Here is a 15,582-nt window from a genome sequence, read left to right as displayed (position 1 = left end):
TGATACGTATGTATGGCAAAAGCCTTCAACTTCACTTTTTACGTGAGGTTGAAGGTTTTTAACTTTTACAAGCCACGCTGTATAAAGCGGTCCGCATTTTTCACACTGGACCACAGATCAGAGCTTGCGCCGCCTGAATACCAGTAGGCGAAGCCGGCAAATCCTTCATCCTGGCCCAGGCGGTACTTACGAGTAAAGGATCGCCCTTCTTCCAGCCATAGCTTATGAAGCTGAGTATCTTTGTATGATACGGTATACTGCTGAATATCCTCGTTCCAGATCGGTTTGGAAGAGATACGGGATACTAGCTGATTTTGCTGGTCTAATGAAATATCAGAGGAAGCGATTGACTGTCCGCTAGCGTTAAGTGTCCAATTCCGTGTAAATAAGGGCAACGCCAAAATCGCTTTCTCCGGATCGGTGGTTTGTACAAAGCGCCGCACGCTTTCACGTAGCCATGGCAGTGAGGACACGGAGCCGGGGATCGAGCTCCCTCCCCAATGCTCGTCATATCCCATCAGGATGAGATAGTCTGCCGCAGCGCCAAGCTTTTGATAATCAAAAGCGGCAGTCCAGTCCGTTCCGTAATCAGGAGATACACAAAGCGCCAGTACCGCATTTTGACTTTTCAACTTAGCCTTTAATTGTTGGACGAACAATGTAAGGTAGGCACGATCCTGACCATCTACATTTTCAAAATCAATGACAAGCCCGTCCAAACCATGTACAGACACAGCATTGGCAAGTTGAGTTATGGTTGTAGCCCGTAGAACCTCACTGGACAGAATTTGGTGCGTTAGCGCCAGATTGGAGCGGTTGCCTACCATAGCCCAGATTTTTTTTTGATGCTGTTTGGACCAGGTAAGCAGCGAAGAATTGGTGTAATCGCTGATACTGCCTGTTTCGTTCAGAAAAAACCAGCGTGGTGACAGGGTGTTGATGTTGGATTGAAGCACCGTATTTTCAAACTGCTGAACGGTTTGGTCATATTGCCAGCCTAATCGAATGGAAGAAGTAGTGGAAGCAGCTTGGCGAGCATGCTGTGCTGAATACGTTAGCAGCCGCTCCAATAATACCGCTGTTTCTTCACGAGTGAGAGAAGATGCCGGGCGAAAATAGTTGTTTTCACCTTTCATAAAGCCGTAACGATTCACGGTGGTTACCCCTTCAAGAGCCCAATCTGCAATTTCGTCACGATCTGTGAAAGAGGATGTGGTGCCGCCTGATCCGCCCGAAGAGCGGATGAGACGTGCAATCATTAAGGCTGCTTCTTGCCGGGTTATAGAACTATTGGGTTGAAATGTAGCGGAAGAACCTCCCTGTACGATATCAAGCTGCGAAGCCGCCTCAATCCAACCGTAGTACCACGCCTGTTTGGGAACATCCCGATAGGAGGAAACAACTGCTTGTACAGGTTCTAGCCCGAGTGTACGGTCCAATGCGGTAACCCATTCAGCTCTGGTAACGGCCTTTTTAGGAGAAAAGTAACCAGGTTGTGTACCATTCAAAATTCCTTTAGCATGCAGGGAAATAATAGACTGATAGGCGTAGCTGTGTGCAATATCCCGAAAAGCTACGCCGGATGCTGCTGCCGGGGCAGCTAAGTATGAAGTGAATGTTGTGAATATTGTAATGGCTGTAGTTGCCGATAGAGTAAACCTGGTTAGCCAACGCGATCGTTTGGAACTCATCCCCAATAACCTTCTTTTTATGATAGATTGTAAGTGTATATATTGTTACTCGACGAATAATACTATCAAAAAGAGGAAAGTTATTCATTGCTAAATTGCTGGAAAAATACCAAAAAACCCGCTACCAATGGGTAACAGGTTTGATATTGGATAAACTATGCTTTTTTGCTATACATAATACCGATCGTTTGTGGACCACAATGACTGGATATAACACAGCCTGCTGTTGTTAGCAGTACCTCTTGTGCGTTTGTTTCCTCTTTCAGACGTGCTTGCAGCATCAGCGCATCTTCCTCAGCCAAAGCGTGCACGACAATAATCATATCGTTATCCATCAAATCCCGATGGTTCAGGGCATTTTGCAGCATTTGTTCTAGTGCTTTTTCACGTTTGCCGCGAACCTTGTAGGCGGGCGTCATTTTTCCGTCAATCACTTTGATTACCGGGCGAATTTTGAGCAGACTGCCGATCAGGTTTTGCATGCCTGAGCATCTTCCGCCTTTATATAGGTATTCGAGTGTATCAATCACAAATTCCGTGTCGATTAGCGGTCTGGTTGCCGTCAACATGTCTACAATCTGCTCTATCGTACTACCGTTAGCTGCTGCGCGAGCAGCTTTCATCACAAGCAGGCCAAAGCCGCACGACAAATTTAGGGAATCAAAAACCGTAATGCGACCTTCTGGAAATTCGGAGGCAGCGAGCAGCGCATTCTGGTATGTCGATGATAGCTCGGAGGACAGACTGATATATAAAATGTCATCTCCTTGTTCTATGTAGGGCGTAAAGGCTTGAATAAAATCTGCCGGAGAAGGTGCGGCGGTACGAGGTAAGCATCCCTCGCGGCTGACACGCTGAAATAATTGTTCCGGGTGAATGTTCACCCCATCTTGCAATGCTTCATCACCAAATACTGTATACAATGGTACAATGCTAATCTCGTACTGTTGACGCCAGTGGGCAGGAACATCACTGGTACTGTCTGCAAAAATTTTAATTTTGTTCATACATTAAATCCTCTCTGTGAGATGCAGAAAAATCATAAAGATTGCACAGAGGAAGGATAAATATCCGCTGTGCTATTCGGAATCGAAAGACCGATGGCAAGTAGTGCAATAAAACCTACAATAATGAGTGTATTAATGATTAATCCAGTAATAGCAAAGGTTTTTTTGCGGTTTTTTAACGCAATGCCGATGATCCCGACCACAAGTCCGCTACAATTGAGCAGCAGGCTGGCTAAAAAAATAAAGGGAATCAGCATCGTTCCGGTTTGCTGCAAAGCGACTTCCGGGTTCATTGTTTGGTATTGGCTGAAATGAGCCATCAGATTAATGACCATAATAGCCAAGATAATATATCCGATCAGACTGACGAGCGACATAATAAAAGAAGCAATTCCGGGACCGGAATGCTTGAGCTTGACCGGAGGCTGAAACACAGGAGCTTCTGAAAAAACAGGGTGCTCCTCAGACGCAGCAGGCTTTTGCAAATTAGGATCTTGGTAACTCATTTTTTCAACTCCTTGAACATAGTCCGAACAGGTACTAATTTTCCACAAAATAAACAAAAAAGCAAGCCACTTTACATATTAGCCTCCAATAGACAGGGTTTAATCATCGAATTTCGTATGCGGTTTGTTTACACACACTGGCTGGTAAACTTCATGCTGTTCCGATAAAATAAGAAGAACATTCGGGTAAAAGGAACAGTGAAAAGGAGTAAAAAAACATGCAACGAAGATGGATAATGGTAGGATCTATAATGATGATGTTGGCGGTAGCCATTGGAGCCTTCGGAGCGCATATTGTAAAAGCACGGATCGACGCGGATGCATTGGCGATATATGAAACCGGTGTGAAATACCATATGATTCACGCTGTCGGTTTGCTGATCATTGCGTTGGCTGCCGGACAATGGGGCCCTTCGACCCGCTTAAGATGGGCCGCGCGGCTGTTGTTCACGGGTATCATTTTGTTTTCCGGCAGTCTGTATGTGCTAAGTTTAACCGGAATCCGTGTGCTGGGTGCGATCACCCCATTAGGGGGCGTATGTTTTATTGCAGGATGGATATTCCTGGCATGGGCTGCTGCTGGTCTAAAGAAAGAGGCTTAGAAAACTTATCGGTCCATACTAAAAAAGAGAATCGGCAGGAAAGACGCAATGCTTTTCCACCGATTCTCTTTTTTCATGCTTTGTTGTTTTAGTGAGATGTTACACTTATGATGTGATTTCGTCGATCTCATTCATTTTAAAGGAGTATACTTGCTTCTCATCGACATGATACACACTCAGCAGGTTATTATCATGGTCCAGGTTGAGTATGCGGCAAGGAATGCTGCGCTGTCCTCCATAGCGGTTCACAATTAACCGTACAAGCGTATTATCATGTATATAGCGTTTGATCCATTCGTACGTACTAAGGTCTTGTTGTATTGCAGGCTTTGGCTGTACGTGGGATTGTTTGATCTCTTGAACAACGGGTGTCTTGTTCGGAATTGCGGCTGATTTCTTTTTGGAGAATCTTTCCGCAAGCGTAGCGGCTGCATCAGATGGGCTATTAACAGCCGACTGTTTTTTTAGATATAATGCAGCTTCAATTAAATTGCCAAGTTCGATACCAGATTGAATCCGACTATCCGCAATTTGTTCGTTTTGGCTCAAGAGATTAAGCAGGAACTGAAGGGCCTCTACGTTCGAACGACCTTTAACTAATACATCAACATTAAATAAATAACTGGTTTCGTCTTGATTTGATTCCTTTTTCATACATCCTCCAGCCCAAGCCCTGGGTAATTAGTCTTTTGTAGTATCTATCAATATATCATTAAAATGTAATCTGTCATAGGGCCTAGGGCCCTGTTATTGGATATTAATAAAAATTAGCTCTATATAAAGACCTATGCGTTACATTTTCTCTGAAAACACAGGAAATATTCATTCTGGCATGTGTACATGAACAAGGGTTGTATATGAGAAGATTATTAGAGCCAAAGTATGCATATACCGAGAATAAGCGAGGTGAGGAATGAAATCAAGTAATTTAAATTTAAAATATTTTACAAAAAAATATAACGTAACATGTCTGTAAAAAGGATCTCATCCGCTCAGAAGAAATAATGAAAATCCCCCTTAACGAAAGGGAGATTTGGCATAGCGAAAATAGGGTTTTATAGTAAGCGAAATTAAAACGGACTTTAATTTCCGATTAAAATGGGATTCGTTGTGAGTTCATATGATAGTCATGTTCGACTGCCCAGCTCACAAGACCACTCCAGAAATTTTCACAGGCTGAAATGATCTTTGTGGATTCCGCTAAGTCACCGGACATGACCATCTTAACCAGATGATCAAATCCTTGTGGACGACTCGGCAGTTCCAGTGCTTCCGGTAGAACCATTGAGCCCGTTGAGAAAAGCTTCTGATTGTGTAACCCAACTAACATAGCCCCATATTGGGCAAACTGCATGATCAAGTACGGCAAGTAAGTACGAGGGCCATTTATACTGACATTTCTAAGCTTTCCAATAAACTCATACATTTCACCTACAAGCACTTCGTTGATGGCATGCCTGAAATCTTCCTTTGTTGGGGATTCGGCAGCTTCCTTTAATATAGAAAAAAAGTCTTCAGGATCATACAGACGAAGTGGGGAAAAGAAGGGTCCATGTGTTAACGGCCAGTCGCCCTCAACAGTAGAGGCGGTTTTCAGAAGAATGTCTGAACTACAGACGTTCACCTCAGCTTTCCAGGGACCCGCCGACCATTCATGGCTAAAATCTACAGGAGCGTTGGATTCACTTAATACACAAAACATTTCAATATCTGAGAAAGGGCCGTCCGTACCTTTGGCAACAGATCCATAGACCCCTATAGCCAAAATTTTGTCTCTATATACCTCATGCAACCTAGTAGCTATTTCGTGGCAAGTCTGAAATCTTTCAATTCGAGAAATGTGAATAGGTCCATTCATGTTCATTAGTGATTCTCCCTCCGATTTATTGGGGTGAGTTGAAACTAACACATGGATGGAGGAGAACGGGCTTAACGAGGGACATTTTTTCGATACATTCCAATTCCTCCCAAGGGATTTTCTTATGGGAATTGTACTCAAACGGGTCTATTTTAGCAAGCATATTGCTCTGTCCATCTTACTTAGGCTATTGATAGAGCGGTCATAGGGTGAATCTACGGCTGAAGATTGTTGCTTGAGCGCTGTAAGAATTGGCGATAAGTTTAAGGCATGTATTTTATGAGTAAAGCGGTGATCCTCTCACATCTGAACTAGGCATAGAGAAATGAGCCAAGTGTTCATGACCTTGAGGGCAACAAAACCTCAAGGTCTTTTTTATATGGATCAAGTGAGAGAAAAGATGCAGATTAGGAGTCTTAGAAATGAAACAAATAAAAGCCGGACCGTAAGAGGAGGGGAACGCGTGGAGCTGACAGACGATCATTCCATTATTGAAGTTGTATTAAAAGGCAATAAACAGGCGTACGCAGACATTGTCCGGCGCTATCAGAATAAGCTTTACGGTTTGTTTCGCAAGATGGGGACTTCTGAAGCGGATGCTCAGGATCTGACCCAAGAGACACTAATTAAAGCCTATCGTAAACTGGCAGCACATAACCCGTCGCAAAGTTTTGCCGGTTGGATGTATACAATTGCCGTCAATTTGCAGAAGGACCGTGGACGCCGAAAAGATCCGAAGTCTCCGGTACAGGAAGATACATATGAACGTGAAACACCGGAATCAAAGTTGCTGCAAAAGGAACTACGTTTCGAATTGGATCGCTTGTTGGAGACGCTACCCGAACATTATCGACTTGTGTTGATTCTGCGCTACACTAACCAACTGAGTCACAAGGAGATCGCTAGTATTACTGGCATGTCGGTTCGGCAGGTTAACAACGCCGTCCACCGTGCTAAAATCAGCCTACGGAAAACCGTAGAAGCCAGGAAGGGGCAACGTTATGAGATTCTGGGGTCGTACAACAACGAAAAAAGCCAATCTTGAAGCAGTAGACGGTAAATCGATGATAGAAGATAGGAATTGGGAAAATTCGTTGTTTCACGAAAGGCTTCCTGATGAGTTTACCGACCAGGTGATGCTGGAACTGGAAGGAGTGGAGATCGAACCAGCTGACAGAGCCGACGCGAGCGATCAGGATCTATCCAGATACTCTGCGAGCGGGCAACCCGCGGAAACGGAGGCACAGATTATGACGGGATCGACTGGACACGGGAAGCGGCAACAGAACGCAGCAGCGTACGATGACACGTCCATAGTTGCTCAGGTGAAACATTACCGCCTTACCAGATGCTCTTCACAGCTTAAAGTATGGAGTGTGGTGGTCGTCGTCTCTGTATTTGCGGTTAGCACACTACTGTATACGCAGCCAACTCTCGCAGATACGGTGAGATCGCTGTTTGCGAAAGATAGTTATGTGGATAGCGGTATGAAGAAGGCACGTGAAACAGGGCTGGTACAGATTTCGGGCGCCAGCGCTAAAGATCAGGGTTACACCCTGAAAGTCAACGAACTTATCGCCGATTCGACTAGAATGATTATCGGGATCGACGTTTTCGACGCCAAAGGAAATGCTATAGCCGGGGATTTTGGTCTTCAAGATGTCGATTTCAGTATCTTTGATAACCAGAGAGGTGATATTGGCGCTGTTCCTTTTGAAGTAAGCACAGGGAGCAACGAGACAACTAGCAGGATTGAGTTCGACTTTACGAGGCCAGTACTGACTGACAAGCTTCAGCTTAGTGCGCATATCCGTGAACTTAGGCTGTATGCGGATAAACTCAATGTGGAAGCTCCTATTAAAACGGTAAAAGGAGATTGGAGACTGAATCTTGAGGCAGATCTGACTAAAGCCAAAGAGCAAACGTTGCTGACTCCAATTGATAAAACGTATGAGACGCCAAGCGGCTTACAAATTCACATGCAGGGAGCTACTCGGACACCAAGCGGCGGATCATTGGAATATACGACAGAGTTGACTCCGGAAGCGGCAGGCCGAGCGCTGAACGGAAAAAGCGGATTCCACGAGCTTAAGTATCATCTGGAAGATGCACAGGGGAAATGGCTTGGGGATAACAGAGAACCTGAATTCGAACGCCGATCTAAATTGGACCGTTGGAGTGGCAAGACGCACTGGTTCTATCAATTTAATGACTTCGCTTATGATAAGCAGCAAATTCGATTCGTATTGGACGGCTATATAATTCGAGAGAAAAGCGAAATGTCGGTCGTGCTCGACCCGGCTCAAACCTCAGCTGTGCATCCCGTTAAATTTGAAGATTCGGGTGATGCTTATCTGTTCAAGGGGCTTAAACTTCGTCCCGACAGTTCCAATTCGGGCAAAATGTATGCGACCATTCCGGTTAGTGGTACGTTCAGCAGTCCAAACTTCACGAAAGATATCTGGGTTGCAGTTGACGAGAATGGCAGGGAGTATTCAATGTTTTTTGGCGGAGGCTATACCACAGACCGTGCAGGTGTGATCGAGCCGCAGGAGGATGCCGGATATTTCGTCGATGGTCTAAATCAAATGCCGAAACAGCTCACGTTAAAACGAAAGATTGTTAACCATTTGTACAAGGATGCCGATTGGTCGTTTGTCATACCGCAAACGGGAACGAACGGCGTCATCCTGAAATAAGCAAGCGGTTATGTATTGAGGTTGATGAATGAAAAACCTTTTTGGTATCTCCCTTGGAGCAAAGTAGCTGTGACAAGAACAGGAATGAGGTGGAGCACTTGATCATAGTAAATCAGATAACCACATTGAATCTGCTCGCTCTGCTTCACCTGACTTGTGCCGAAGATAAAAAGAAAAATTCAAACAAGGGATTTATAACAGAGGGCACATTCGGCCCTCTGTTTTCTACGGACGAAGAGACTTGTCCAATCTACCGATTCGCCATTCAGCGAGGGTTTAATTTTACCTGTGAGCCCTTGCCGCCCGTCTGGATTCCAGTTTCCTTTACGCCGACTTCCTTCAGATCACCCAGTAGACGCTCCAGCACCGCTTTGGCGACAGGTGCTTCTTTTGCGCCTGAGGCCTTAACGACCAACTGTACCGGCTTACCAGAACGAAGCTGTTTGTCCGCCTGACGCAGCTTCGTGTCGTAATCATGATCCTCAATGTGAGCGGTGAAGCGGAGCTCCTTGACCTTTTCTTTGCCGCTGTTTCCTGCGGCTCGTCCGTTGTTTGTTTTGCTTGCTGCGGCTTTTTTTTGCGCAAGCGCTTTTCCTTTACCTTTTGCAACCAAACTGCATGGTGGTGGACTACTCATCAGTGAGGTGCAGACCAGATCCACTCCTTTGGATCGGGCCATAGCCAAGGCTTCTGACTTGGAAACAACGCCGAGGTTCTCCCCTGAGAGTCCAGTGAGCACCACCTCATCAGCTTTAATTTGCTCGTTGATTAATACTGCCACTTCAATGTAGCCTCCCTTAAAACAATGATAAAGCTATCATATACGGAACCTGTGTGCGATTCAATTGAACTTCGATATATCCTTATTGACAAAAATCACTAACCCCTATACTCTTTTACTGATAATGATTATCATTTTCCGATGCATATACATACAGGGGTGATTGAGAGAAATGAAAAAGATGTTGAATGGCCTATTGTTATTTGTAGTTTTCGCGATTGTATTGGCAGGTTGCGGTTCGGCTGGGGATAGCTCAAAGACGGAAGGTGCTGCAGGATCTGAGCAGACATCTACAGCGGCTGGTCCAGTTACGGTTAAGGACGACCATGGAGAAGTCAAGCTGGACAAGCCAGCGGAACGTGTCGTTGTACTCGAATGGACGTTTACCGAAGATCTGATTGCCCTTGGCGTACAGCCGGTCGGCAATGCGGACAATGAAAACTACAAGCTGTGGGTAACACCGGAGGCGAAGCTGGCTGATACCGTAACGGATATCGGCACACGGGGCGAACCCAATCTCGAAGCGATTGCGGCGCTCAAGCCAGATCTTATTATCTCTAACGCCGATAACAATGCAGCGATTTATGCGCAGCTTAAGGGAATTGCACCAACGATAGAGTTCGATCCTTACAAGGGGAACGGCTATGATTACGACCGTATGGTCGAGATTTTCAAGCAAATCGCTGTGGCTACTGGTAAAACGGAACAGGCTGATAAAGTCTTAAGCGAACTTGACCAGCACTATGTAGAGGCAAAGGCTACATTGGAAAAAGCGGGCAAAGCAGACTTTCACTATGCGCTGACACAAGCCTTTACATCTCAAAATGCTGCCAGTCTGCGGATGTTCAAAGAAAATTCGGTTGTAGTGGGAACACTTGCGAAAATCGGTATGGTGAACGACTGGAAGTCGGACCAGACTGAGAAGTACGGATTTAGTACCGTTGGAATCGAAGCTCTTCCAGCTGTACAGGACAGTAATTTTATCTACATTACGCAAAAGACGGACGATATATTTGGCGCCGCGATGAAGAACAACACGGTATGGAACGGACTGAACTTTGTTAAAGAGAAACGGACCTACCCGCTAGACGGCACAACATGGACATTCGGTGGCCCAATCTCATCCAAAGTACTGGTTGATCAAGTAGCCGGAGCTCTGACGAAATGACCCGAACGGACACAACGGGTTTATCGAAGACTTGGCGTATAGGAAGCATCTTTGGGGGCGGTTTGCTCGTCCTCATCGTGCTTTTTTTTGTAAGCTTGTGTTATGGGGAAGCTTCGATCCCGCTGCATACAGTCATCGAGGCGTTGACCCAGCGTCAGGATACGCTTGAGCATAACATGGTGTGGGATCTTCGGATGCCGCGTACGGTTATTGGAATCCTGGCTGGCGGCGCGCTGGCTATTGCCGGTGCTTTGCTTCAGGCCATCACCAAAAATCCACTGGCGGCTTCTGATACCCTAGGGATAAACGCTGGTGCCTACTTTGTGGTCGTACTTGGTGCGGTGATGTTTCCTGGCTTGCTGCACCAGGCGCCATTTCTATTTGCCGCCGCTGGCGGGCTGTTGGCAGCGGTGCTAGCTTATTTTATGGGTGGAGGAAGAGGAGGAACACCGATTCGGTTGGCGCTTGCCGGCCTGATCGTATCCATGGTTCTTGGTTCATTTACCGGAGCGTTGCATATCTTTTATTCATTTGAAACACAGGGGCTGTTTCTCTGGGGTTCGGGCTCACTGGTGCAAAATGATTGGAGTGGGACGACTTACGCTTGGCCTTGGGTTGTAGGACTCTCGGTTATTGCTGTTATGCTGTCAAGGCAGTTTGATGTGCTTGACCTGGATGAGTCCACATCCACATCCCTTGGACAAAAGGTTAGCTTAACCCGGGCGGTGGGAATTGTGCTGGCGGTTCTGCTATCGACCATTACAGTCAGCGTCATTGGTCCCATCGGATTTGTAGGTTTGGTGGCTCCGCATTTGGTTCGCTTAAGCGGGCTGAAAATGCATCGTTGGGTACTGCCCGGTTCCTTCCTATGGGGGGCACTGCTGTTGATAGGCGCAGACGTGTTGGCGAAAATGGTTCACAAATCAAGTATGGATTTGCCAACCGGAGCGGTCATGGCCTTGATCGGGGCACCTTGGTTGATTTGGCTGATTTTGTGGAAGATGAAGCTGCCTTCCGGTATCGGTGGACAGTCTTCAATGAACATAGGTGTGCGCTCTCGGAAATTACCGTTTGGCAGACTGGTTACAATATTTGCTTGCTGTGCCGTGATATTAACGGTATTCAGTCTAATGTTTGGAGGCATGCGCATTCCGGTGGGGGATCTGCTGTCTGGCCTGTTTGGCGGGGAGAACGCGAATTCGGCTTTGCTACAATTTAGAATACCACGCACATTGGTGGCGGCCGGGGCTGGTATCGCGCTTGCGGTCAGCGGCGTCTTGATCCAACTAGCGGTTCGTAATCCTTTGGCGGATGCCTCAATCATCGGGGTTTCTTCGGGGGCTGGATTCGGCGCGCTTGCAGTGATTATCGTGTGGCCTGGGCTGCCTATCTATATGTTGCCCATCGCAGCAATTGCCGGAGCGACGGTGTCGGCAGCGGTAATCTTCTTTTTATCGTGGAACAAGCAACTCAATCCGTCTGTGGTCATTCTGCTTGGTATTGCCGTATCTGCCATCGGATCAGCGGGTATTCAGGTGTTGATCATCCAAGGTTCACTTTGGGGTAGCACAGGCTATATCTGGCTGACTGGTAGTACCTACGCTCGAAACTGGGGGCAGGTGGCGACCATTCTGGCCTTTCTGCTCGTGTTGTTGCCAGTAGCGTGGTGGCTGGCTCGCCGTTTCGATCTTTTGGTATTTGACGATAGCAGTGCCATGGGTCTGGGACTTCCGGTGCGTCGCACCCGGCTGCTGGCGATGGTAGTGGGTGTGCTGCTGGCAGGTGGAGCAGTAGCCTGTGTGGGTACAATTGGCTTCATCGGGCTAATTGCTCCGCATATTGTGCGTACGTTGATCGGGCACCATGTACGCCGTTCCATTGTTCTGTCGAGCATCTTGGGAGCGGTCATGCTGGTGCTGGCGGATACGATTGGACGGACCGTGCTTGCACCGACCGAAATTCCTTCTGGATTGCTGATTGCATTGATCGGGGCACCGTATTTTCTGTACTTGATGTACCGCTCGAATAAGAGTAAATCTGTGTAGTTGAGATGACACGAACAGGCTGTTTCCAAGCGGATTCTCCGTGAGGAAGCAGCCTTTATTATTTTTTATTGTGTAATCACCTGAATTAAATATTTACAAATCTAATAAAGTAGATATAATGTGATGTATGGAACCGTCATTGATTTATAAAGCTTTGTCCAACGAGACTCGTCGTCTAATTATGCAGTGGTTAAAAAAACCGGAAGATTATTTTGATGAACAGGCTTATTTAAAGCAAGGGCTTAATTTTCAAATTGGTGTATGCGTGGGAGATATTCAGGCCAAATCGGGACTGGCACAGTCTGTAATTTCAAGTTATTTATTAACGATGCAAAAATCCGGTTTGTTAGAGTCTGAGCGAGTAGGAAAGTGGACGTACTATCGTCGGAATGAAAAAACAATACAGGAATTTGCCGAGTACATCCAAAAAAAACTATAAACAGAAAGGAGTTTTTTTTTCACATAACATATCTACAAATCTATATATATAACTAATTGGAGGCTTATACTTAATATGAAAAAGGTTAACCCGTTACTTATTATCATTCTAGCTTTGGGCGTGTTCGGCATTATTACAACGGAAATGGGGATTATAGGTGTTCTTCCCCAAGTCACTCAAAAATTCAATGTGTCAGCTTCCCAGGCTGGTTGGCTCGTCAGTATATTTTCTTTAGTTGTTGCTATCTCAGGCCCGTTTTTGGCCTTACTCGTTTCTGGCATGAATCGTAAAGTTATTCTATTAATAGCTGTATTCAGTTTTGTTATTTCAAATATTGTCTATGCCTATACTACTCATTTTGAGGTCATGCTCATTTTTCGTGTTCTCCCTGCTATATTTCACCCTGTCTTTTTTTCAGTTGCCCTCGTGACCGCATCTCATCTTGTCCCCCCTGAAAAGAGCAGTAAAGCTGTCACCAAGGTTTTCGCCGGGATTACAGTAGGATTTGCTTTTGGTGTGCCCTTGACTTCTTATCTTGCTGAGAAGATAGCGTTAGAAGCTGCTTTCTGGTTTGGAGCTGTCGTAAGCATGATTGCATTTGTAGGAATCCTCATATGGCTTCCTTCTCTACCTGTCCAGCAAAAGATGTCTTATGGCAAACAGCTTGGTATATTACGCAAGCCTCAATTATGGTTCAATATTGTGTCTGTTATTTTTATCTTTGCGGCTATGTTTTCAGTGTATAGCTATTTTGCTGAATATCTTGGAGAAATAACTCTTATGAACGGATCATGGATCAGCATGATGCTGATGGTCTTTGGAATCGTTATGATTTTTGGGAACTTTTTATTTGGAGGGTTATTACATAAAAATCTGATCAAGACCGTCATCATGTTCCCGTTGCTATATATGGTCGTTTACGTATTCACTTATGCTCTGGGTACATCTTTCCTACCGATGATTGTAGTTGTGCTCATTTGGGGAGCTGTGCATTCAGGAGGGCTTATTATTAGCCAAACATGGTTAACCACAGAAGCGAAAGAAGCTCCGGAGTTCGGTAACAGCCTGTTTGTCTCATTTTCTAATCTGGGTATTACGATAGGATCTGCTATAGGCGGATGGTTTATCTCTCATCTGGGAATACACCAGCTCATCTGGAGCGGAATGATGTTTGCGCTGCTGGCATTCTTATCTATGATTATAAAAATAAAAATGTTCAATTCGAATGCAGCGGAAGCGAACGTGCGTTAAAATATGGAGAGACATTAGAAAATACTTTACAAGATGACCATAAAATGATGCATGGGGTGATGTTGATTGCATTTCGTATGGACTTCGATCTTAATGACCTTTGTAATCGTCAGTGGGATCTTGGCGTTGCTCATCTGGGGAGTGATATCTTTGATTAAGCGCTTTCGTTAATCGTAATGAAGGAGTAGACATCTCTAAGTGTTAGAATTTATATTATCTATGGGGAGGAATCTGATGGATATTCGAATGTATCAGGATCTGGAAGCTCAATTGGTAGAAACGATTTGGGCTCTTGGAGAGGAAGCAGCTCTTACACTCCCGTTAGATAGCAGCTTGGCCGAGGAAAAGGCACAGAAGGCTTGGGACCTCATCCCCGAACCTAAGCATACATGGGGCATTACAAGTGTAACTTTGCATCAGTATGTTCAAATTCTCAATTATAACAGCCATATGCAGCGATCAGTAGAGCTTTTAAATGAGGAAATTTTAGATTTGGAAGGTGCAGGGTACCGGGTTATACATGCTGAACCTTATATTCAGATGGCGGAAACACTTCTTCATCAGAGCAAGCCTGTATTAGCTCATGAATATCTCCAGAAGGCATACTCGATTGGGAGGGCAAGAGCGTTTCGGGACCAGCCCAAGCTTTATCTCGAAATAGCAAAAAGTAAAGCTCTAGATGAACAGGATATACTACTTCAATTTGCGGCGTTAGATGGGAACGCCAAATTTTTAAGCGACTTAAAGGATAATAAACAAACATTGTAATGACCTCATATAGTCTGAGATAAAATGCTGATATGGATTAGACGGACAATGGGTTTCAAAATTATTTGTGGGGAGGACCAATGCATTGAAATTAAAAGAAGTGCTCTTAGGCACCCATAGTTTCGAAGCGATAAAAGCTTTTTACGGCTCTCTCTTGGATTTGCAGGTTGTGGAGGAAAGCCCTTCGCGGTTGTCGTTTCAAGTAGGGGAATCGGTTCTTGCTTTTCAGGAATCCTCCCATATGGAAAATGAGTTTTACCATATTGCATTTACGATTCCAACAAATAAATTCACAGAAGCAAAACAGTGGGTAATCGACCGTGGAATTTCATTGATTTCAAGACCCCAAGAAGATGATGAGTTTTTTTTCGAAAACTGGAATGCAACAGCGCTTTACTTCTATGATTCGGATCATAACCTTGTCGAGTTCATCGCTCACCATACACTCGACAATGCAGTCACTGAAGCTTTCGGGCCCAACTCTCTACTTCGTATAAGCGAGATCGGTCTTCCTGTCGATGATGTCCCTGAAGTATCTAGGATAATCACCGAAACGTTCCAACTTGATCCATGGGGAGGGGCTGGACAAAAATTCGCGCCGCTAGGGAATGTTGAAGGATCATTTATAGTCATAGACAAGCAACGGCCTTGGTTTCCTGATGATAGGCTTCCGGCCGTATTTAATACCAGTGTCTTGTTTGAAGGTCCATACTCTGCCCGTCTTTCACTGCATAATGGTTTGTATGAATTGAGGTCAACCTGAGTTA

General features: G+C 45.3%; 15 protein-coding genes. 9 read left to right on the top strand and 6 right to left on the bottom strand.

The window, feature by feature from the left end; all coding sequences use genetic code 11:
• Positions 1 to 65: 65 nt before the first annotated feature.
• From ACU1JV_RS05895 to ACU1JV_RS05885, 3 genes are all read right to left on the bottom strand, one after another.
• On the bottom strand, positions 66 to 1,691 hold the full coding sequence (locus ACU1JV_RS05895) for an S-layer homology domain-containing protein (RefSeq protein ID WP_413985834.1): 1,626 nt from the start codon (positions 1,689 to 1,691) through the stop codon (positions 66 to 68).
• 155 nt (positions 1,692 to 1,846) lie between these two features.
• Complete coding sequence (locus ACU1JV_RS05890; protein ID WP_413985835.1) at positions 1,847 to 2,698, bottom strand: DegV family protein; 852 nt, start codon at positions 2,696 to 2,698, stop codon at positions 1,847 to 1,849.
• A gap of 32 nt (positions 2,699 to 2,730) precedes the next feature.
• Entirely contained in the window at positions 2,731 to 3,204 is a 474-nt protein-coding gene (locus ACU1JV_RS05885) for a hypothetical protein (RefSeq protein ID WP_413985836.1), read from the bottom strand.
• Positions 3,205 to 3,422: 218 nt separating this feature from the next.
• On the opposite strand from ACU1JV_RS05885, the gene ACU1JV_RS05880 reads away from it, so the two are divergent.
• A complete protein-coding gene (locus ACU1JV_RS05880) occupies positions 3,423 to 3,806 on the top strand; it encodes a DUF423 domain-containing protein (protein ID WP_040101759.1) in 384 nt (127 codons plus the stop codon).
• 105 nt (positions 3,807 to 3,911) lie between these two features.
• On the opposite strand, the gene ACU1JV_RS05875 is transcribed toward ACU1JV_RS05880, so the two are convergent.
• Together ACU1JV_RS05875 and ACU1JV_RS05870 are read right to left on the bottom strand one after the other, a co-directional pair.
• A complete protein-coding gene (locus ACU1JV_RS05875; RefSeq protein WP_058829284.1) occupies positions 3,912 to 4,460 on the bottom strand; it encodes a hypothetical protein in 549 nt (182 codons plus the stop codon).
• 439 nt (positions 4,461 to 4,899) lie between these two features.
• Complete coding sequence (locus ACU1JV_RS05870) at positions 4,900 to 5,670, bottom strand: ANT(4')-I family aminoglycoside nucleotidyltransferase (protein ID WP_058829285.1); 771 nt, start codon at positions 5,668 to 5,670, stop codon at positions 4,900 to 4,902.
• Between the two features lie 457 nt (positions 5,671 to 6,127).
• Here ACU1JV_RS05870 and ACU1JV_RS05865 point away from each other — a divergent pair, with 457 nt between their 5' ends.
• Together ACU1JV_RS05865 and ACU1JV_RS05860 are read left to right on the top strand one after the other, a co-directional pair.
• Positions 6,128 to 6,709 (top strand): RNA polymerase sigma factor, encoded by a 582-nt coding sequence (locus ACU1JV_RS05865; RefSeq protein WP_240664135.1) that lies wholly within the window; start codon positions 6,128 to 6,130, stop codon positions 6,707 to 6,709.
• Positions 6,666 to 8,363: a DUF4179 domain-containing protein gene (locus tag ACU1JV_RS05860; RefSeq protein WP_058829287.1), complete on the top strand. Its 1,698-nt coding sequence runs from the start codon at positions 6,666 to 6,668 to the stop codon at positions 8,361 to 8,363. The genes ACU1JV_RS05865 and ACU1JV_RS05860 overlap by 44 nt, the downstream gene beginning before the upstream one ends.
• Before the next feature lie 265 nt (positions 8,364 to 8,628).
• Here ACU1JV_RS05860 and infC read toward each other — a convergent pair whose 3' ends face one another.
• A complete protein-coding gene (gene infC / locus ACU1JV_RS05855) occupies positions 8,629 to 9,144 on the bottom strand; it encodes a translation initiation factor IF-3 (protein ID WP_025676424.1) in 516 nt (171 codons plus the stop codon).
• Positions 9,145 to 9,316: 172 nt separating this feature from the next.
• Between infC and ACU1JV_RS05850 the strand changes: the two genes are divergently transcribed.
• The 6 genes from ACU1JV_RS05850 to ACU1JV_RS05825 all read left to right on the top strand — a co-directional run bounded on the left by ACU1JV_RS05850 (position 9,317) and on the right by ACU1JV_RS05825 (position 15,578).
• Positions 9,317 to 10,312 carry an ABC transporter substrate-binding protein gene (locus ACU1JV_RS05850; protein ID WP_413985837.1) on the top strand — a complete coding sequence of 332 codons (996 nt, stop codon included), beginning with the start codon at positions 9,317 to 9,319 and terminating at the stop codon, positions 10,310 to 10,312.
• Positions 10,309 to 12,357, top strand: coding sequence for an iron ABC transporter permease (locus tag ACU1JV_RS05845; RefSeq protein WP_337682241.1), 2,049 nt, complete (start codon positions 10,309 to 10,311; stop codon positions 12,355 to 12,357). The genes ACU1JV_RS05850 and ACU1JV_RS05845 overlap by 4 nt, the downstream gene beginning before the upstream one ends.
• A gap of 127 nt (positions 12,358 to 12,484) precedes the next feature.
• Entirely contained in the window at positions 12,485 to 12,796 is a 312-nt protein-coding gene (locus tag ACU1JV_RS05840; RefSeq protein ID WP_064963869.1) for an ArsR/SmtB family transcription factor, read from the top strand.
• A gap of 75 nt (positions 12,797 to 12,871) precedes the next feature.
• Entirely contained in the window at positions 12,872 to 14,047 is a 1,176-nt protein-coding gene (locus ACU1JV_RS05835) for an MFS transporter (protein ID WP_413985838.1), read from the top strand.
• A gap of 234 nt (positions 14,048 to 14,281) precedes the next feature.
• Positions 14,282 to 14,815, top strand: a complete 534-nt coding sequence (locus tag ACU1JV_RS05830) for a hypothetical protein (protein ID WP_413985839.1) — start codon at positions 14,282 to 14,284, stop codon at positions 14,813 to 14,815.
• A gap of 85 nt (positions 14,816 to 14,900) precedes the next feature.
• Positions 14,901 to 15,578 carry a VOC family protein gene (locus ACU1JV_RS05825; protein ID WP_413985840.1) on the top strand — a complete coding sequence of 226 codons (678 nt, stop codon included), beginning with the start codon at positions 14,901 to 14,903 and terminating at the stop codon, positions 15,576 to 15,578.
• The last annotated feature ends 4 nt before the right edge of the window (positions 15,579 to 15,582 follow it).

Source organism: Paenibacillus sp. T2-29 (assembly GCF_052921365.1).
The sequence above is the reverse complement of the archived record's forward strand: the minus strand, read 5'-3'. Positions and strand labels throughout refer to the sequence as shown.

What these genes read in the sequence shown, in the direction of transcription:
- ACU1JV_RS05895 (WP_413985834.1), bottom strand. Translation starts at nt 1,691, where the DNA reads ATGAGTTCCAAACGATCGCGTTGGCTAACCAGGTTTACTCTATCGGCA.
- ACU1JV_RS05890 (WP_413985835.1), bottom strand. Translation starts at nt 2,698, where the DNA reads ATGAACAAAATTAAAATTTTTGCAGACAGTACCAGTGATGTTCCTGCC.
- ACU1JV_RS05885 (WP_413985836.1), bottom strand. Translation starts at nt 3,204, where the DNA reads ATGAGTTACCAAGATCCTAATTTGCAAAAGCCTGCTGCGTCTGAGGAG.
- ACU1JV_RS05880 (WP_040101759.1), top strand. Translation starts at nt 3,423, where the DNA reads ATGCAACGAAGATGGATAATGGTAGGATCTATAATGATGATGTTGGCG.
- ACU1JV_RS05875 (WP_058829284.1), bottom strand. Translation starts at nt 4,460, where the DNA reads ATGAAAAAGGAATCAAATCAAGACGAAACCAGTTATTTATTTAATGTT.
- ACU1JV_RS05870 (WP_058829285.1), bottom strand. Translation starts at nt 5,670, where the DNA reads ATGAACATGAATGGACCTATTCACATTTCTCGAATTGAAAGATTTCAG.
- ACU1JV_RS05860 (WP_058829287.1), top strand. Translation starts at nt 6,666, where the DNA reads ATGAGATTCTGGGGTCGTACAACAACGAAAAAAGCCAATCTTGAAGCA.
- ACU1JV_RS05850 (WP_413985837.1), top strand. Translation starts at nt 9,317, where the DNA reads ATGAAAAAGATGTTGAATGGCCTATTGTTATTTGTAGTTTTCGCGATT.
- ACU1JV_RS05845 (WP_337682241.1), top strand. Translation starts at nt 10,309, where the DNA reads ATGACCCGAACGGACACAACGGGTTTATCGAAGACTTGGCGTATAGGA.
- ACU1JV_RS05840 (WP_064963869.1), top strand. Translation starts at nt 12,485, where the DNA reads ATGGAACCGTCATTGATTTATAAAGCTTTGTCCAACGAGACTCGTCGT.
- ACU1JV_RS05835 (WP_413985838.1), top strand. Translation starts at nt 12,872, where the DNA reads ATGAAAAAGGTTAACCCGTTACTTATTATCATTCTAGCTTTGGGCGTG.
- ACU1JV_RS05830 (WP_413985839.1), top strand. Translation starts at nt 14,282, where the DNA reads ATGGATATTCGAATGTATCAGGATCTGGAAGCTCAATTGGTAGAAACG.